The following is a 16,985-nucleotide window of genomic DNA, read 5'->3' as shown; positions in this document are numbered from 1 at the left end:
AATGTGGAAATCGATTATATATAAAGAATGGCTAAAAATCAGATGGGTTACAACTATTTATGCAGCACTCGGCGTTTTAGTCGTTGGAAATATATTTCTAAAAGTTCAGCACGATTTTGTGTTTAACGAAACAGCAAACTATTGGTATAGCATCCTTTTCCAAGGGCATCAATTCTTTGCCTACAGTTTGTTCAAATTTGTACCTGTTGCCGGAGGGCTGGCAATTGCCTTAGCCCAATATTTTCCGGAGACCGTTAACAAACGAATTAAGCTCACATTTCATTTACCTGTTAATGAAAACAAAGTGCTGCTGATTATGATCCTGTTCGGTGCATTTTGCCTGTTCGCGATTGGTACAGTTATCGTTCTGCTGTTTGCCGCACTGAGTTTGGCTTATTTTCCTGCTGAGATCATTCAAGCTTCGTTAATTTCTGTGGCGCCCTGGTTTTTGTGTGGATTTGTAGTTTATTTTTTCACCGCTTTAATCGTTTTGGAGCCGGTATGGAAATATCGTTTTCTATACCTGTTAGTGGCTGCAACTTTCGTCCCCATTTATCTTCAAACCGCCACAACAGGAGCTTATTACCCCGCCCTGCCGCTGTTAATTGTCTTCGCTGTTCTTTTATCATTTGTATTGTTGTTTTCGGGATACCGGTTCAGAAAAGGAGAAATGTAATATGGTAAAAATCAGCAGATATATTTTAGTTTTTTTAGCCATTGTAGGTTTGTCAATTGTGCTGCCAAAACTGTATTGGATGGCATTTGAAAAACCCGTCAGACCCCCGTTTATTCAATATAGCTGCATTGATCATGATTTTATGATCTTTCGTTCGGGCGAAGAATCAAAATGGTCAAACTCGGAGGGAAAAGTATTGTCACGTGACGTGTATGAAAAGAAATTACCACTAATGTATACGCAACAGCTGGTTATGAATGGATCAATGCCTGATTCCGTAAATGGCCTAAAAATCAATATTCAACATGCCAGCACTTTTCGGTCTTCATTCAGGGTAAAACCGGAAGAAATTCATGCCCCAAAACCCAAACTATTTCCTTTGTTTGAATCGCAATCGGGCCGTGCAAACCTCAATATGCCCGACGATTTTTTTCGCATTACCTGGCGCATGGAGTTTATTGATGCCAAAACAAATAAAATACATGAGGAAAAAAGCCGGATGTTCTCGGCAGTACTTTATAAACGTGGTTTTCAGTTTCCGGCAAAATCAATAAACGGAATTCCAACCACTCGTAAATCGTGCGACGAAGGTTATTTTGTTATCGATTCAGCCGACCAGCTTTTCCATATTAAAATGCAAAAGGGTTTACCTTTTGTTCGCCAAGTTGAACTACCGGAAGGGATGAAATTAAAAACCATCCAGAGTGTCGATTTTAGCGACAAGCTCTATTATGCTTATCTATTTACCGAAAATAACCAGTTGTTTGTGCTAACACAATACGATTATCTGCTGGAGAGATTTGATGCAGATAATATTAATCCGGATAAATATGAAGTCAGAATTTACGGCGATTATTTTAATTTTAATGTAACAACCATTGGCGACGGTTTTATCAGAACTCAGGTACTGAACAGAGACTATAAAAAAGTTGACGAATATTCAGAAACCTGGCAAACAAAAACTGAGCGAACCGAGGGTCAAATTGCACAATTGCTTTTCCCTGCTCAACTTAAAATGACCGACAGCAACTCAGGTTATATAAATTTCTTTGTCAGCACAAATAAATCTTTTAGTTGGCTAATAATTTGCTTTTTACTCATCATTACTCAATTCCTGATTATCAGAAAACGAAAGAAAAAAATAAAAACCCAGCTTATTGATTTACTTCTAATTGGGATATGCGGAATTTTTGGTTTTATCGCCGTAAACGTATTTCCAAATAAATTTATTGATTAAAAAAATGAGTTGTGCAGTCAGCAACTCTCCCGTGGCCGTTTTTTTATACCTTCGCGCGAAATACCGTACCAATGGATTACCTAAAAATAAGCATACAAATTACTCCTTTCCAGGAGTGGTTACGCGACGTTTTAAATGCTCAACTAGCGGAAGTTGGTTTTGATAGTTTTATTGAAACTCAAACCGGATTTGAAGCTTTTATTCCCTCGGACAGCTATTCAGAAGAAAGCTTAAGCACCGTTCTTGAAACTTTTTCAGATAATTTTTCTTTCGTAGTAGAATCGGAATTCATTGCTGACCAAAACTGGAATAAAGAATGGGAAAAAAACTATTTCAAACCGCTGGTAATCGGTGGCGAATGTTTGATCAGAGCTCCGTTTCACACTGAATACCCCGAGACAAAATACGAAATTATTATTGAGCCAAACATGGCCTTTGGCACGGGTAACCATGAAACAACCGCCACCATAATTGAGTCGATTTTACAAAATGATCTCAAAGGAAAAACAATCCTCGATATGGGCTGCGGAACAGGAATTCTCAGTATTCTTGCATCGATGAAAGGTGCCGAACAAATTACTGCCATCGACATTGACAAGTGGTCGTACGAGGGGACACAAGAAAATGCAGCGCTGAATAAGATCACAAATATTAATGCAAAACTGGGTGATGCCAGCCTGCTCGGAGAAGAAAAATACGACCTGATTTTTGCCAACATTCATAAAAATGTTTTGCTGAACGACATGCCAACTTATTATTCAGTATTAAAAAAACGAGGGACACTGATAATGAGTGGGTTTTACACCGAGGACATTCAGGATATAGTTGTAAAAGCCGAAGAGCTGGGACTGACCAATGCCGGATTTATGGAGAAGAATAATTGGGTGGCACATACATTTGTGAAACCGGATTGATAAAAATTGAGCGCTGAGACGGTGAGATTTTGAAATAATGGCAAAGGAAGGAATATGACTTGTAGCTCCTAATTATGATTGAATGAGATTGAATATTGCAACAGTTAACTTTGTACTTTTACCTTAAACTATTACCTTAACTTTAAAAACCATGCAAGACCTTTTTAATTACTTCGTTAAGCGTTGCGATTCGCTGAATGAAAAAGAGGTGCCCGGCTCCATTACCGGCCGACTAAAAAAACTTAACCGGCGCGACAGAGAAGCATTAAAAAGCCTGCTGATTAAAAAGGGAAAACAGTTGGAAGCATCCGGGCATAAGCATGTTATTTCCTGGCTGGAAACTTGTATTACACTCATTAACCAGCATGCCTTTCACTTTAACCACGTATTTTTCAGTCCGGGCCACCAGATTAAAAACGAAATTAAACAGTTGCTCGATCACGCAACAGAAACAGTCGACTTATGCATATTTACTATTACCGATAACGAACTCGCAAAAAGAATAATTTCCTGCCATAATCGTGGAGTGAAAGTACGCATCATTACCGACGATGAAAAAATTGCAGATTACGGCTCAGAGATTTTAATATTGGCACTGGCTGGTATTCCTGTAAAAACCGATCATTCGCATTATCACATGCACAATAAATTTGGTATTATCGATAAGCAGATTGCTATAACCGGCAGTTTTAACTGGACCTATACTGCCACCAAACACAACCAGGAAAACCTGGTAGCTACTACAAAATTTGAGATTGTTAAACAGTACAATGAAGAATTTAACCGGCTTTGGACGGAGTTATTTGAGCTGCCAAAACTAAAATAATCTGCACCAAATTAAACTTTCGGAACAGCTTCATGGCGTGGAAGCTCCCAGATTTCAAGATCGCGAATCACTTTCCCATCAATAACAAAACGCAAGGCAGTGCAAACTTTATGAAAGCCCTTGTAACCGGCAGCACCTGGATTGATGTGCAAAAAATTAAGCTTTTTATCGAAAATCACTTTTAGAATATGCGAATGCCCACTGATAAACAAATCGGGGGAGTTGTTATAAATATCAGGTTTTACATAGCGTTCATAACGTCCCGGATAACCACCAATGTGTGTCATCCAAACATCCACCTCCTCGCATTTAAACCGTTGGTGCATTGGATGTACTATACGCACATCCTGCCCGTCGATATTTCCGTACACACCACGCAAAGGTTTAAAAGCAGCCAATTGGTCAGCAGTTTCAATATTTCCAAAATCGCCGGCATGCCATATTTCATCCACCTTGTCGAAAAAGGTATAAACTCGTTCATGAATAAATCCATGTGTGTCCGATAACAGTCCAATTCGTTTCATTAAAATTTGTCTTATTGCTACAAATTAAGTTAAATTTGTTAAAGACAACTTCTACAGCTTATTCAAAAGCAGAATTTTCTTTTTTAATTCCGTTTTGGCATAGAAGATTAAATATTATAACATCAAACTAAAACTGAAATTATGATTACCATAGTAGCTAAATTTATAGTGGATAAAACACAGGTATCAACATTTATGAAACTTATTGATGGATTGGTAGAAGCATCGCGTGCAGAGGAAGGAAATATTGAGTATGTTTTGCATAAAAAGGTAGACGATCCATTAACCTTTTGCCTGATAGAGAAATGGAAAGATCAGGCAGCAATTAGCTACCACAACAATACACCCCATTTTACCAGTACCGTTCCTAAAATTGGAGAATTGGGAGAAGTTAGTATTGACGTTTACGAACTGGTATAAAAAAAACGAACCAGACCGCTGCCGTTTGATTACGGTAACGGCCTTTAATCTATACAGATGAAACAAGTAGTAATCGTACGACATGGCAAAGCTGTACCTTACGGGTACGAAGATGATTTTACACGCGACCTGCGTGAACGTGGTAAAAACGACGCAAAACTGGTAAGCAAGGATCTTAAAAAACAAGGGGTAATTCCAGATACAATTATTTCAAGTCCTGCCAAGCGTGCATATAAAACAGCCATGATCTTTGCCGAAAATCTTGATTTCAAACGACAAGACATTATTACTGTTGAAGATATTTACGATGGATTAAGCACCCACGAGTTTTTGGAGTTGATACACAAATTACCTCCCAGTTCCAACACCGTATTCTTTTTTGGTCATAATCCGGGATTTTACTACTATGTCTGCAATTTACTCGATGAATTTTTCAGCGACATGCCCACCACATCAACCGTTGGAATAAATTTCGATGTTGATAATTGGGAACAAGTAGAAGCACGAAGTGGCAAACTGAAATTCCATCTGGTTCCGCGGATGTTTAAATAATTCCTTTTGATACTGCACTTTTTAAACTTTAGTTTATTAAAAACACCGAATATCTTTATTATCGGTCGATTTTATTTTCTAAATTAGCATAACAATTGTGACAGAACTTTATTCTATATCACAATCAATCAATATTTTGAGGCAGAATACTTATATAGAATGCAGAAATCTAAAAAAAACCTCGAACTACAAAAGGTAATTGTTGTTAAGGATGGCATACAATAAAAACAGAAAAACTGGATAAAACATGGATGAATTTATGGCTGCCAGAATGCAAATGGCCGTTTCGTTAGGATTTCATATCGTATTTGCCTGCATAGGAATGGTAATGCCCTGGTTTATGTTTGTTGCTGAGTGGAAATGGCTGCGAACAAAAAATCCGGTTTACCTTGATTTGGCAAAAGCATGGGCAAAAGGTGTAGCTATATTTTTTGCCGTTGGAGCGGTTTCAGGAACTGTATTATCGTTTGAGCTGGGCATGTTATGGCCCACGTTTATGGAGCATGCCGGACCTATTTTCGGGATGCCTTTTTCGTGGGAAGGAACAGCTTTTTTTGTAGAAGCCATTGCCCTGGGATTATTTCTTTACGGCTGGAAACGCCTAAACAAATGGGTACATCTTTACACCGGAATGGTAGTTGGAATTTCCGGTGTTTTATCAGGAATTTTTGTAGTTTCAGCTAATGCATGGATGAACGCTCCGTCGGGTTTCGACTGGGTGAATGGACAAGCCATTAACATCGATCCGGTTAAAGCCATGTTTAACAAAGCCTGGTTTTCGCAGGCTCATCACATGACTATAGCCGCCTTTTCGGCAACTGGTTTTGCGGTGGCCGGAGTGCATGCTGTTTTATACATGAAAAACAAACTGGAGATTCACGCTAAAGCCATTACCATTGCCCTGGCTTTTGCATCGGTGGCAGCTATTTTGCAACCTTTAAGTGGCGATCTGGCTGCTAAGAACGTAGCCGAACTGCAACCGGCAAAACTGGCTGCTTTCGAGTCGCATTTCGAAACGCAGGAAAAAGCTCCGCTTATTATTGGTGGAATTCCTGATGTGGAAAACCGCGAAGTAAAATACGCGATCAAACTGCCCGGATTTCTGAGTTTTCTGGCGCATGGCGATTTTAATGCCGAAGTAAAGGGCCTGGAAGAGTTTCCGGAAGAAGAATGGCCACCTATTCCCATTACCCATTATTCTTTTCAATTGATGGTTGGAATCGGAATGTTTTTAATGCTGATAGCCGCCCTGTTTTTTGCCGGAACCTACAAATGGAAACACTGGTTTGAACAAAAATGGTGGCTGCGTATGCTGGCCATAGCCACGCCACTGGGTTTTATTGCTGTCGAGGCCGGCTGGATCGTTACCGAAGTGGGCCGTCAGCCATGGATTATTTATGGCATAATGAAAACAAAAGATTCATTAACTCCAATGCCCGGCATACAGTATACTTTTTATACGATTACTGCGGTTTATGCCATATTAACTTTTGTGGTTATCTGGTTGTTGAGCCGCCAAATTAAACTATTACAATCAAAATATCTGCAAAATGGCTGAAGCTAATCTCATCATACTTGTTATCTGTTTATTGCTTTATGTTATACTTGGAGGTGCCGATTTTGGCGGTGGCATTCTCGAACTGTTATCGCGTGGAAAAGCATCAAAAATTGTATCGCGTGCCATAGCACCGGTCTGGGAAGCCAATCACGTTTGGCTAATTCTGGTGGTTGTAATCCTTTTTGTTGGATTCCCATCGGTATATTCAACTATTCTTACGGCATTGCACATTCCTGTTCTGTTGGTACTCATTGGCATTATCATGCGTGGTTCAGCTTTTACTTTCAGACAATACGATATTGAAGAGGAACCTACGAAAGCCATATATTCAGCTATTTTTCGCTTCTCCAGTGTTTTTACCACGTTCTTTTTAGGTGTAACCGTTGGCGGACTTATCCTCGGTGAAATCTCGATGAATTACCAACTTGGGTTTTATGCCGTATACATCCATCCGTGGCTTAACTGGTTTTCAGTAAGCATGGGCTTGTTTGTGGTACTTTTGTTTGCATTTCTGGCAGGTATTTTTACCGTTAGCGAAATAGAGGACAAAGACTACATTATCTATTTCACACGCATGACCAAACGTTTGCTAATCGCTTTGGTTGTAATGGGATCAATTGTTTTTGCAACAGCAAAACTTGCTGGTCATTCGTTATTGAAAGACTTTATAAACTCCTCCATAAGTGTAACCTGTATTGTTTTAGCAACGCTGGCGCTGCCCGCATTCTGGTATTTTCTGAACAAAAACAAAGGCAACTGGCTGCGACTAACGGCAGGATTCCAAACTATCTTGCTCGTAACAGGGTGGTTTGCCATTCAGTTTCCGGTCCTGGTAAAAACAAACAGCGGTCACGATATTACAATACAAGCTGCAAAAGCACCGCACCAAACGCAGTTTTATCTATTGATTGCATTGGTTGTTGGTGTGTTGATTATTTTCCCGGCCATGGGATACCTGTATAAAACATTTAAATTCAGCGAAGAACCGGAATCGTAAAACATACATTTATCTACTTTCTATCTGAGGGAACAACTGGATTTTATGGTTTGTAACCGACTTCTTAGATTATAAAAGATCAGAATAACAATTTTACTAACTTTGGCATTTGAAAAGTTTTGAATCCATGCAGTTATTTTATGTTCCAACGATTTCAGGTGCCGAAGTTGTTTTAAATGAAACCGAATCGAAACATGCCGTTCGTGTGCTTCGCTTAAAAGAAAACGACGACATTGAGCTTGTTGATGGCAAAGGCGGCTTTTACAAAGCCCAAATTATCGATGCCAATCCGAAAAAATGTGAACTCAACATAATTGATTCGCAAACCGAATTCGGTAAGAAAGATTTTCATTTACACATTGCCATTGCCCCTACCAAAAACATCGATCGCACTGAGTGGTTTCTGGAAAAATGCACCGAGATCGGAATTGACGAGATTACTCCTATTCTCTCGGAACATTCGGAGCGAAAAGTGATAAAACCCGAGCGTTTGGAGAAGATATTGGTTTCGGCCATGAAACAATCGGTTAAAGCATACCTGCCCAAACTAAATGAGTTGACAAAACTCCCCGATGTAATTTCACAAGCCACAGAAACAAAAAAATTTATCGCTCACTGTAATGATGGCGAAAAGCAACACCTGAAAAATAGTGTAAAATGTGGCGATAACGTGCTGATTTTAATTGGTCCGGAAGGCGATTTTAGTACGGAAGAAGTGAAACTGGCGCAAGAAAATGGTTTTGAGGCTATCTCGCTTGGAAATGCACGTTTACGAACCGAGACAGCCGGAGTTGTTGCCTGTCATATTGTTAATTTGGCAAACGATTAATAACAAACAAAGAACTCGGAATTGAAATCGATAGATATTTTGAGCCTATCAATTATTCTTGAGCGCATTATATTGCTCCGGCGTATCCATATCTTCCAATATATCACCACATTGTATGGCATTTACATGTTGTGAATAATACCGAAAGACAGTTTTTGCGCCCTGTTTCCCATTTAATTTTGATAACTCATCAAAGTAACAACGGTCAAATAAAACGGGAACGCCCTGCCACCCCGATTCAGATTGCGATACAATTATCTCTTGTTTTTCCGGCTCAAAAGTTTCAGACAGTTTGTTTAAATGAGTAGTTGTAACAAGTGGTTGGTCGATCAATGTTATCAGCACTCCTTTACAATTAGGATATAGTTGTTCAACGAATTTAATTCCGGCGGCAATGGAAGTTCCCATCCCCTTTTCCCAGTTTTCGTTCATGGTGAATTTAATTGGTAAGTCTTTAAGTTTTGGGATGATACCTTCTGCACAACTTCCCAGAACAACCACCACAGGATGACCTGTCGTTAATAATATATTTACCTGGTGTTCGATTAAAGTTTGTTCCCCCCAAGGCAGAAGTTGTTTGGGCTGCCCCATTCTTCGGGAAGCACCTGCTGCAAGTAAAATTATTGGAATGTTATTCATGAATTGCTCCCACTTTTTCGCGCAAAGCCAGGGGCTTCTGTTTGCGTACCACGCTTAATATTTCTGCCAGAATAGAAACCGATATCTCTGCAGCATTCTCAGCGCCGATATTAATTCCAGCCGGCCCATGGATTTGTTCAATAAATTCAAGCGAAAGATCGGGAATCTGTTCCAGTAACATTGAAATTACACGTTCCCTTCGATTTACCGACCCCAACAAACCAATATAGGCCGGATTGATTTCTTTTAAAGCCATTAAATATTGCACGTCTTTATTAAAACTGTGCGTCATTAAAACAACTGCAGTTTGTTCATCAATGGCCGAGGTATCAATATCATCAAAAGAAGGAGTAAGCAAAGAAGCTGCTCCCGGGAAATAATCACATGATTTTGACTCTTCAGGCGATGCGATAATCGTTACTTTCCATCCCAACAATTTAGCAGCCTGACTCAGCTGAACTGCATCGTGCTCAGCACCAAATATAAACAGTTGAAACAAAGGCTCGAAGGTTTGCGAAAAACATTTCTGGTTATCCGTTTCGTCACTCTTAAAATCAGGATTCAGCGAATATTCTGTACCATTAAAATTAAGTACCGAGCCAATTTTATCGTACTCTCCTACTTCAGAATAAAAAAATGAATTCATTTCAAAAGCCCTCCTGCTTTTCAACTGACTTTCAAAAGCTCCCAAAAGAGCTTCTGATAGTAACACGGGTTCTATTAATACATAAATAACCCCCTCGCAGCCAATCCGATAACGGCCATCATAAGTAATTACTTTGGGCGTATTCGTGCGAAAAACACTTTGTGCCTGACGTTCGATTTCGCTTTCAACACAACCGCCGCTAACGGCTCCTGCATACTCACCATCTTCGCAGATTAACATCCTGACACCAGGCCGGCGGTACGATGAGCCTTCAAGATCGACTACCGAAACAAATACAGCCTTTTTACCTTGCTGCTGCCAGTTTTTTAATGTGTCAAACAGTAACTTTAGTTCGTGCGTCATTTCAAAAATATTAAAGGTTAGTTACGCTGGGCAAAGCCATCAGAGAATGCACTTACCTGAATTTAACTAAATAAAAATACACCAAATATTTATAAACCAACATTATAACAAGAAAATAATTAATACTGTTCAATAAAAAGTCAATCAATGACATAAAATTTTTAGTAAAAAATAACCGCGTTTATTAAAATACCTGAATGGCTAAATAAACTGAACAAATTGGCGCTTTTAAAGTTAAATAAGCATGTTGAAAATTGAAGATAAGCTGGGCAGAAGGTTCGAAAAGTTGAGAATAAGTCTGCTGAACTCGTGCAATTTTTCCTGTATTTATTGTGTTGATAGTGAGTTTGATGAAAGTGCGAACATTGAAATTGATAAAAACGGTACCGACAAACCAATTTCAGTAGAAGAATTTACTCAATTAATTCAGGCGGTGCATCGATTAACTGGTTTAAAAAGCGTTCGGTTAACCGGTGGTGAACCTTTGCTTTACTCCAATCTCTACCCACTTATCGAGAATATTAAAGAGCTGGGAATTAACGATATTCGCCTAACCACCAACGCTTTTTTTCTAAAAGAAAATGCAGAAAAACTGCTTAATGCTGGTGTAAAATCAATTAATATTTCGGTTGATGCTATCGATAATAAAACCTTTGGAAAAATAATACGAAGATCCGATACATCACGGGTTTTCCAGGGAATTGAAGCAGCCATAAATGCAGGATTGAACGTAAAATTGAATGCGGTTATCATGCGGGGGAAAAACGACTCGCAGATTGTTCCGCTACTTGATTATGCGACAGAACTGGGAGTAAAGATCCGCTATCTGGAGTTAATGAAAATGGGGCATTTATACCATTCGGAGAACAGCCTTTTCTTTTCGGAGAAGGAGATTCTTTCAACGATTCAGGATAAATACCAAATTGAAGAAATTAAAAGAGAACACGCATCAACAGCAAATTACTGGCGCACTTCAAACGGAGGTGTTTTTGGGATAATAGCCAATGAATCGACGCCATTTTGCCACGACTGTAACCGTTTACGACTAGATAGCAACGGCTACTTTTTTGGCTGTCTGAGCAATGCTCATGGCGAAAAACTGATGCCGTATATCCATAACGACAAGCTACTTGCTGAGAAACTGAAAGGATTACTGCTGCTTAAACAAGCGGTTAAATTCCACGGCAGCGAATTATCAATGAGAAATATAGGAGGCTAAAAATGAATAGAAAGATTGTATGTTTTGCAGGACTTAAAAAGTTCTTTGGCGACGAAACCAGCATTGAAATGGCACCGGAAGAAAGTTATGCCAACTTACTTGAAAAACTGGGTGAATTAAACCCGGAAGCAAAAGAGGTGCTCACCAGCTGCCGGATTGCTGTGAACGAAAAATTTGTTCCGCTAAACGAAACGATAAATGACCAAACCACATTGTTTTTAATTCCTCCCTCAAGTGGAGGATAAATCAATAGATATGAAGCACATACAAAATACGAAGATCAATTACAGCGCACTTTTCGATGAATTCAGGCATCCACTAAGTGGTGCAGTTGTATTGTTTAGCGGCGAAGTACGTGATAATAACAAAGGCCGCGACGTAACACATTTGGAATACGAAGCCTACGCACCGATGGCCAATAAAATGATCAGTGAAATTTTAGCGGAAGCCAAATCGCGCTTTAAACTTAACCAGGCAGCTTGTGTTCATCGCGTTGGGCGTGTTGAGATCAGTGGATGTGCAGTTGTGGTGATCACGGGCTCCGGCCATCGGAAAGAAGCTTATGATGCTAATCGTTACATCATCGACCGGGTAAAAGGTGAAGTACCCATCTGGAAACACGAGTTTTTTGCTGACGGTACCAGCGAATGGGGTCAAAACTGCGATTGCAATACCGAAGGACACGATCACCATAATCATTATGAAAGAGCTGAATAAGGAAGATCTTTCGCGGTTTACACGTCATTTTTCACTGTCGGAAATTGGCAAAACGGGGCAGAAAAAATTAAAGAATTCACGTGTATTGGTAATCGGTGCCGGGGGTCTGGGAAGTCCTTTAATGGTGTACCTGGCCGCCGCGGGAATTGGCAACATTGGCATTGTAGATGATGATATTGTCAGCACCTCAAATCTTCAACGCCAAATTCTTTATACTTCGGCAGAAGTGGGGCAAATAAAAGTTGAAATCGCTGGCCAAAAGCTGAAAGCATTATACCCCGAAATTGAAATTCAGACTTTTGACACAAAACTGGATGAATCCAACGCAGAAGACCTTTTTCAACAATACGACGTAATTGCCGATTGCACTGACAATTACAAAACCCGCCAGCTAATTGGCACAAAATCGGCAGGTTTGAACAAACCACTGGCTTTTGCTTCGGTGCTAAATTTTGAGGGGCAAATAAGTGTATTCAATTACAAAAATGGCCCTGTTTATGGCGATCTTTTTCCAACAACACCTCAAGACGGAGTTTATAACGAAGATGACATTGGTCTCCTTGGAGTCCTGCCCGGAATAACCGGAACATTACAAGCCAATGAGATTATCAAAATCATTACCGGTTACGGCGAAGTAATCAGCGGAAAGCTATTGGTTTTTAATATCCGTGATAACCGCTTTAATCTGTTTCGGTTTTAAATTCTCCTATTTTTTAAATAAAAGAATCTACGTGATATCACGTAGATTTCATTTCTAGCCAATACTGTTTTTTACAAATGGCTGATGATAATACCGTTCACCGTTGGCTTTGTATAAGGCATTTGCCAGCGCTCCCATAACCGGAGGGTAAGGTGGTTCCCCTAATCCAGTCGGGTCTATATTATTCTTAACAAAATGTACTTCTATTTCTTTTGGTGCTTCAGTATGCCGGATCAAACGGTACATATCGAAATTATTTTGTTCCGGTTCACCTTCGTTAAAGGTAATTTCGCTATACATAGCATGACCGATTCCATCTACAATACTTCCCTCCGTCATGTTTACAGCAGCATCGGGATTTACCACAATCCCGCAATCTACCGAAGCATATACTTTTTCGATTACCGGATTGTCACTAGTGTTGGCAATGTCTACCACATTTGCCACATAAGAATTATGACAGAAATAAGCGGCAACACCCCGGTTTTTGCCTTCCGAGTTTGTATCCCAACCCGATTTTTCGCGAACCTGTTCGAGTACCCCGGCATAGCGGGCTGCATCATAATCATTGTTGCTTCCCACCGGATTTTCCTGTGCGCGTTTTAGTAAGTCGAGACGAAACTGAATAGGATCTTTACCGGCAGCTTCCGCCACTTCATCCAGAAACGATTGTTCAGCTACGGCATTAAAATTGGAGCCGGGAGCACGAAAAGCTCCGGTGCTAATGTTGGAATCCACAGTCCAGCCTTCAGCAAGGTAGTTATCTACCGATCCTGCCGGAAAACGATTGGCATGTAAAGGACTACTCGGGATACCTCCCATTCGTACATGAAAACCAATAAGATTATTGTCGGCATCCAACGCTGCACGATATAAAGCATGATAAGCCGGACGATAAATTCCGTAGGACATATCGTCTTCGCGCGAGTATATCAATTTTACGGGTGCTTTCATTTTTTGCGATATAACGGCCGCCTCCACCATAAAATGGCCATACAGACGACGTCCGAAACCACCACCCATGCGGGTCATTTTCACATCCACTTTTTCGAGTGGAAGTCCAAGCCGCGCGGCAACAGATTTCTCCATGAACTCAGGCGTTTGTGTCGGTCCTGCCAATTGTGCAAAATCCTCCTTCACGTCGGCAAAAAAGTTCATGGGCTCCAAAGGACTATGTGCCTGGAAAGGAGCCGTATAGGTTCGCTCAATTACTTTTGCTGCATTTTTAAACGCTTCTTCCGGATTTCCGTCCCTACGTTCTTCTCGTCCGGAACTGGCGGCTGCTTCCTCCATTTTTTTGTAGTGCTCTGCTGTACTTTCAAAACCGGCAGGAACACCTTGCGCATTGTCATCAGAAATAGGTTCCCACTCAACATTTAGCATCAGTTTGGCATTCATCACTTCATAGGTTGAACTACCAACGATTGCCACCAATTCTGTAAAAGCAGTAATATCCGACCATTGCAGTTCATAGTCGTCATTATAAGTTTTTATGGAGAATACATCTTTTATTCCGGGCATGGCTTTTGCTTCGGTTGCATCAAACGATTTCAGTTTCATTCCAAAAGCCGGAGGATGTTCGATCATGGCAATCAGCATTCCCTCCTTTTTATAATCGAGCCCAAACAAGGGTTGTCCAGTAATTATTTTTTGACCATCTACATTTTTTCTGGAGGTGCCAATAATCGTAAAATCATTTATATCTTTCAACTCTACCTCTTCGGGAACCGTTAATTCAGCAGCCGCTGCAGCCATTTCTCCGTAACCCGCTTCTTTCCCACTGCTTTTATGATACAAAACTCCTTCTTCTGTTGTAATTTCATCTACCGACACTTTCCATTCGTGGGCGGCAGCTTCACGCAACATCCTTCTGGCCGTTGCACCAGCCATCCGAAGTCCGTTCCATCCTTGCCGGATAGACTGGCTACCTCCGGCCAGTTGTCGGGTAAAAATATCGGTATTTAGCGGCGCCTGTTCTACCATTACAAATTTCCAGTCAACATCCAACTCATCTGCCACTATCATTGGCATCGATGTCTTTACATTTTGTCCAATTTCGGGGTTAGGCGACATAATTGTAACTGCTCCGTTATTTCCGATTTTCAAAAAACCGTTTAACTCATACCATTCATCCGGCATGGTTAATTGTTTTGGAGAATCGGTGGTGCAAGCCGGAGCAAACCAGCTAAAGCTGAGCAGTAAACCACCACCTGCCAAAGCAGAACTTTTTATGAAGGAACGTCTGTTGAGTTTAGTTTTAACAGTTGTCATATGAAATGATTTTAATTTTATTATTCAATCCAGAAAAGAAAGGAATTTTAATTATTCCGATTAAGAATTAGCTGCAGTTTTAATGGCCGCTTTTATTCTTGTGTATGTTCCGCATCGGCAAATGTTACCATTCATGGCTCCCTCAATTTCTTCATCGCTGGGTGTTGGATTCGATTTCAACAATCCTGCAGCATTCATAATTTGTCCGCTTTGGCAGTAGCCACATTGTGGTACATCTTTTTCAATCCATGCTTTTTGAAGCGGGTGATCCCCATTTTCAGAAAGCCCCTCGATTGTAGTGATTTCCTTGTCGCCTACCGAATCGACAAAGGTGATACACGAGCGTACTGCAGAACCATCGACAAGGATGGTACATGCACCGCATTGTGCAATTCCACAGCCGAATTTTGTCCCTACTAAATCAAGATGATCTCTGAGTACCCAAAGCAATGGAGTGGATGGATCCACATCCACCTGTTGCGATTGTCCGTTGATGTTTAGATTAAATACTGCCATTTGATTGTTGATTTTAAGCTTTTTTAGTTGTTTTTGTTAGGCTATGAAGCCGACATATTAAGATATATTTATTCTTACATGCTTTTATTAACATCCTTTACAACAAACGTTTATAATAAATGTTCAGGGGCAAATAAAGATTTACAAATTATAATATCGCCAAACCAAATCCGGCTGTTTATATTGGCTTGTACAGACTCTGGTCATATAGTTTCCGATGGAATCTATAAGATTGCGTCAATGAAACAATTAATAATTTTCTTTCTGAAAGCTCTTAAACGGAATTATTTCACTTCTGAAATGATCCTAAATTCCAGATAATTTTTCCAAAGCCAAAGTTAAAGCATGTGTTCCCAACTTTCCGTGGCCTTGTGCCTGTACTGCAAGATAAAGTTGTTTAGCGAGCGCCAGCCCGGGTAGCGAAAGGTTCATATTTTCTGCTTCTTTCAAAGCAATGCCCATATCTTTTATAAAATGTTCTACAAAAAATCCCGGGTCGAAATTACGATCGACAATACGCGGAGCCAGATTATCGAGTGTCCAGCAACCGGCAGCTCCGCCACTTATTGACGAGAGCATGGTTGGTAAATCGAGACCAGCTTTATGTCCGTACAATAAGGCTTCGCAAACTCCTATCATTGTTCCGGCAATGGTGATTTGGTTACACATTTTTGTATGTTGCCCCGATCCGGCTTCGCCCTGGTAAACGATTTGTTTTCCCATAATTTCGAACAGCGGCATTACCTTATCAAAAGCTTCTTTATCGCCACCGGCCATTATCGACAATGTCCCATTTTTAGCACCAACATCACCCCTGAAACCGGTGCATCAACCGATTGGATATTTTTGGATTTTGCAGCTTCATAGATTTCCACTGCCAGACTTGGTTCGGTAGTTGTCATATCAACCAAAACTGCCCCGGCTTTAGCTTTTGTCAATATTCCATTTTCGCCAAAGTATACCTCGCGTACGTCTTTTGGAAATCCAACAATCGTAAAAACAACATCAGAAACGGCTGCAACTTCCGCCGGACTCTCGGCCCATTTTACTCCATTGTCCAGTAATGTTTCTGCTTTACTTTTAGTTCGGGTATAAGTAGTGCAAGAATAACCTGCATTATTTAAGTGGCCGAGCATAGAAACTCCCATTACTCCGGTGCCAATCCAACCAATTGAAATATCTTTTTTCATACGATTATTTTATGTACATCAAAGCTAAAGTTTTATCGACATTCAGCAAAATCATTCAAATAACAATAATCTAATTCAATTGTCGCTATTTATATTGATTCTATTTACTCTTTAAAAAGCTAATAATCGATAGTTGACTTTTATAAAAAAGTAAACAAATTCTGCTCTGTTTACGCTGATTTCCCAAAACT

18 protein-coding genes and 1 pseudogene are annotated in these 16,985 nt (G+C 40.2%); 13 read left to right on the top strand and 6 right to left on the bottom strand.

The window, feature by feature from the left end:
- Nucleotide 1 precedes the first annotated feature (1 nt).
- The 4 genes from G0Q07_RS09475 (at nucleotide 2) to G0Q07_RS09460 (ending at nucleotide 3,653) form a co-directional block, all read left to right on the top strand.
- The gene (locus G0Q07_RS09475) at nucleotides 2-676 is read left to right on the top strand and encodes a hypothetical protein (protein WP_163345870.1); all 675 of its coding nucleotides are present in this window, start codon (nucleotides 2-4) and stop codon (nucleotides 674-676) included.
- Between the two features lie 79 nt (nucleotides 677-755).
- Nucleotides 756-1,913 (top strand): DUF4857 domain-containing protein, encoded by a 1,158-nt coding sequence (locus G0Q07_RS09470; RefSeq protein ID WP_163345869.1) that lies wholly within the window; start codon nucleotides 756-758, stop codon nucleotides 1,911-1,913.
- 71 nt (nucleotides 1,914-1,984) lie between these two features.
- Nucleotides 1,985-2,827, top strand: a complete 843-nt coding sequence (gene prmA, locus G0Q07_RS09465) for a 50S ribosomal protein L11 methyltransferase (protein WP_163345868.1) — start codon at nucleotides 1,985-1,987, stop codon at nucleotides 2,825-2,827.
- 151 nt (nucleotides 2,828-2,978) lie between these two features.
- A complete protein-coding gene (locus G0Q07_RS09460) occupies nucleotides 2,979-3,653 on the top strand; it encodes a phospholipase D-like domain-containing protein (RefSeq protein WP_163345867.1) in 675 nt (224 codons plus the stop codon).
- An 11-nt stretch (nucleotides 3,654-3,664) separates the two neighbouring features.
- Here the strand turns inward: G0Q07_RS09460 and G0Q07_RS09455 are convergent, their stop codons facing one another.
- Nucleotides 3,665-4,177, bottom strand: coding sequence for a metallophosphoesterase family protein (locus G0Q07_RS09455; RefSeq protein WP_163345866.1), 513 nt, complete (start codon nucleotides 4,175-4,177; stop codon nucleotides 3,665-3,667).
- 141 nt (nucleotides 4,178-4,318) lie between these two features.
- Here G0Q07_RS09455 and G0Q07_RS09450 point away from each other — a divergent pair, with 141 nt between their 5' ends.
- The 5 genes from G0Q07_RS09450 to G0Q07_RS09430 all read left to right on the top strand — a co-directional run bounded on the left by G0Q07_RS09450 (nucleotide 4,319) and on the right by G0Q07_RS09430 (nucleotide 8,533).
- The gene (locus G0Q07_RS09450; RefSeq protein WP_163345865.1) at nucleotides 4,319-4,597 is read left to right on the top strand and encodes a putative quinol monooxygenase; all 279 of its coding nucleotides are present in this window, start codon (nucleotides 4,319-4,321) and stop codon (nucleotides 4,595-4,597) included.
- A gap of 57 nt (nucleotides 4,598-4,654) precedes the next feature.
- Nucleotides 4,655-5,149, top strand: coding sequence for a SixA phosphatase family protein (locus tag G0Q07_RS09445; RefSeq protein ID WP_163345864.1), 495 nt, complete (start codon nucleotides 4,655-4,657; stop codon nucleotides 5,147-5,149).
- A gap of 247 nt (nucleotides 5,150-5,396) precedes the next feature.
- Complete coding sequence (locus G0Q07_RS09440) at nucleotides 5,397-6,707, top strand: cytochrome ubiquinol oxidase subunit I (RefSeq protein WP_163345863.1); 1,311 nt, start codon at nucleotides 5,397-5,399, stop codon at nucleotides 6,705-6,707.
- Nucleotides 6,700-7,704 carry a cytochrome d ubiquinol oxidase subunit II gene (locus G0Q07_RS09435; RefSeq protein WP_163345862.1) on the top strand — a complete coding sequence of 335 codons (1,005 nt, stop codon included), beginning with the start codon at nucleotides 6,700-6,702 and terminating at the stop codon, nucleotides 7,702-7,704. The genes G0Q07_RS09440 and G0Q07_RS09435 overlap by 8 nt, the downstream gene beginning before the upstream one ends.
- A gap of 127 nt (nucleotides 7,705-7,831) precedes the next feature.
- The gene (locus G0Q07_RS09430) at nucleotides 7,832-8,533 is read left to right on the top strand and encodes a 16S rRNA (uracil(1498)-N(3))-methyltransferase (RefSeq protein WP_163345861.1); all 702 of its coding nucleotides are present in this window, start codon (nucleotides 7,832-7,834) and stop codon (nucleotides 8,531-8,533) included.
- A 48-nt stretch (nucleotides 8,534-8,581) separates the two neighbouring features.
- Here G0Q07_RS09430 and G0Q07_RS09425 read toward each other — a convergent pair whose 3' ends face one another.
- Complete coding sequence (locus G0Q07_RS09425; RefSeq protein WP_163345860.1) at nucleotides 8,582-9,172, bottom strand: nucleotidyltransferase family protein; 591 nt, start codon at nucleotides 9,170-9,172, stop codon at nucleotides 8,582-8,584.
- Nucleotides 9,165-10,181, bottom strand: coding sequence for an XdhC family protein (locus G0Q07_RS09420; RefSeq protein WP_163345859.1), 1,017 nt, complete (start codon nucleotides 10,179-10,181; stop codon nucleotides 9,165-9,167). Before G0Q07_RS09420 ends, G0Q07_RS09425 begins: the two co-directional genes overlap by 8 nt.
- Before the next feature lie 244 nt (nucleotides 10,182-10,425).
- Between G0Q07_RS09420 and G0Q07_RS09415 the strand changes: the two genes are divergently transcribed.
- From G0Q07_RS09415 to G0Q07_RS09400, 4 genes are read left to right on the top strand one after another with little or no spacing between them, the layout of a single operon-like run.
- Nucleotides 10,426-11,400 carry a GTP 3',8-cyclase MoaA gene (locus tag G0Q07_RS09415; RefSeq protein ID WP_163345858.1) on the top strand — a complete coding sequence of 325 codons (975 nt, stop codon included), beginning with the start codon at nucleotides 10,426-10,428 and terminating at the stop codon, nucleotides 11,398-11,400.
- Nucleotides 11,401-11,402: 2 nt separating this feature from the next.
- Entirely contained in the window at nucleotides 11,403-11,645 is a 243-nt protein-coding gene (locus tag G0Q07_RS09410) for a MoaD/ThiS family protein (protein ID WP_163345857.1), read from the top strand.
- A 10-nt stretch (nucleotides 11,646-11,655) separates the two neighbouring features.
- A complete protein-coding gene (locus tag G0Q07_RS09405) occupies nucleotides 11,656-12,117 on the top strand; it encodes a molybdenum cofactor biosynthesis protein MoaE (protein ID WP_163345856.1) in 462 nt (153 codons plus the stop codon).
- Nucleotides 12,101-12,817, top strand: a complete 717-nt coding sequence (locus tag G0Q07_RS09400) for a HesA/MoeB/ThiF family protein (protein ID WP_163345855.1) — start codon at nucleotides 12,101-12,103, stop codon at nucleotides 12,815-12,817. The genes G0Q07_RS09405 and G0Q07_RS09400 overlap by 17 nt, the downstream gene beginning before the upstream one ends.
- Before the next feature lie 54 nt (nucleotides 12,818-12,871).
- Here the strand turns inward: G0Q07_RS09400 and G0Q07_RS09395 are convergent, their stop codons facing one another.
- The 3 genes and pseudogenes from G0Q07_RS09395 to G0Q07_RS21260 all read right to left on the bottom strand — a co-directional run.
- Complete coding sequence (locus tag G0Q07_RS09395; RefSeq protein ID WP_163345854.1) at nucleotides 12,872-15,088, bottom strand: xanthine dehydrogenase family protein molybdopterin-binding subunit; 2,217 nt, start codon at nucleotides 15,086-15,088, stop codon at nucleotides 12,872-12,874.
- Nucleotides 15,089-15,148: 60 nt separating this feature from the next.
- Entirely contained in the window at nucleotides 15,149-15,604 is a 456-nt protein-coding gene (locus G0Q07_RS09390) for a (2Fe-2S)-binding protein (protein WP_163345853.1), read from the bottom strand.
- 309 nt (nucleotides 15,605-15,913) lie between these two features.
- Nucleotides 15,914-16,771: pseudogene (locus G0Q07_RS21260) on the bottom strand (NAD(P)-dependent oxidoreductase); the annotation flags it as partial.
- Nucleotides 16,772-16,985: the final 214 nt, after the last annotated feature.

This window comes from Draconibacterium halophilum (assembly GCF_010448835.1).
In the GTDB taxonomy this organism is placed as follows: domain Bacteria; phylum Bacteroidota; class Bacteroidia; order Bacteroidales; family Prolixibacteraceae; genus Draconibacterium; species Draconibacterium halophilum.
The sequence above is the reverse complement of the archived record's forward strand: the minus strand, read 5'-3'. Positions and strand labels throughout refer to the sequence as shown.

Excerpts from the sequence above, each read along its gene's own strand:
- G0Q07_RS09475 (WP_163345870.1), top strand. The coding sequence starts at position 2 with ATGTGGAAATCGATTATATATAAAGAATGGCTAAAAATCAGATGGGTT.
- G0Q07_RS09470 (WP_163345869.1), top strand. The coding sequence starts at position 756 with ATGGCATTTGAAAAACCCGTCAGACCCCCGTTTATTCAATATAGCTGC.
- prmA (WP_163345868.1), top strand. The coding sequence starts at position 1,985 with ATGGATTACCTAAAAATAAGCATACAAATTACTCCTTTCCAGGAGTGG.
- G0Q07_RS09460 (WP_163345867.1), top strand. The coding sequence starts at position 2,979 with ATGCAAGACCTTTTTAATTACTTCGTTAAGCGTTGCGATTCGCTGAAT.
- G0Q07_RS09455 (WP_163345866.1), bottom strand. The coding sequence starts at position 4,177 with ATGAAACGAATTGGACTGTTATCGGACACACATGGATTTATTCATGAA.
- G0Q07_RS09450 (WP_163345865.1), top strand. The coding sequence starts at position 4,319 with ATGATTACCATAGTAGCTAAATTTATAGTGGATAAAACACAGGTATCA.
- G0Q07_RS09445 (WP_163345864.1), top strand. The coding sequence starts at position 4,655 with ATGAAACAAGTAGTAATCGTACGACATGGCAAAGCTGTACCTTACGGG.
- G0Q07_RS09440 (WP_163345863.1), top strand. The coding sequence starts at position 5,397 with ATGGATGAATTTATGGCTGCCAGAATGCAAATGGCCGTTTCGTTAGGA.
- G0Q07_RS09435 (WP_163345862.1), top strand. The coding sequence starts at position 6,700 with ATGGCTGAAGCTAATCTCATCATACTTGTTATCTGTTTATTGCTTTAT.
- G0Q07_RS09430 (WP_163345861.1), top strand. The coding sequence starts at position 7,832 with ATGCAGTTATTTTATGTTCCAACGATTTCAGGTGCCGAAGTTGTTTTA.
- G0Q07_RS09425 (WP_163345860.1), bottom strand. The coding sequence starts at position 9,172 with ATGAATAACATTCCAATAATTTTACTTGCAGCAGGTGCTTCCCGAAGA.
- G0Q07_RS09420 (WP_163345859.1), bottom strand. The coding sequence starts at position 10,181 with ATGACGCACGAACTAAAGTTACTGTTTGACACATTAAAAAACTGGCAG.
- G0Q07_RS09415 (WP_163345858.1), top strand. The coding sequence starts at position 10,426 with ATGTTGAAAATTGAAGATAAGCTGGGCAGAAGGTTCGAAAAGTTGAGA.
- G0Q07_RS09410 (WP_163345857.1), top strand. The coding sequence starts at position 11,403 with ATGAATAGAAAGATTGTATGTTTTGCAGGACTTAAAAAGTTCTTTGGC.
- G0Q07_RS09405 (WP_163345856.1), top strand. The coding sequence starts at position 11,656 with ATGAAGCACATACAAAATACGAAGATCAATTACAGCGCACTTTTCGAT.
- G0Q07_RS09400 (WP_163345855.1), top strand. The coding sequence starts at position 12,101 with ATGAAAGAGCTGAATAAGGAAGATCTTTCGCGGTTTACACGTCATTTT.
- G0Q07_RS09395 (WP_163345854.1), bottom strand. The coding sequence starts at position 15,088 with ATGACAACTGTTAAAACTAAACTCAACAGACGTTCCTTCATAAAAAGT.
- G0Q07_RS09390 (WP_163345853.1), bottom strand. The coding sequence starts at position 15,604 with ATGGCAGTATTTAATCTAAACATCAACGGACAATCGCAACAGGTGGAT.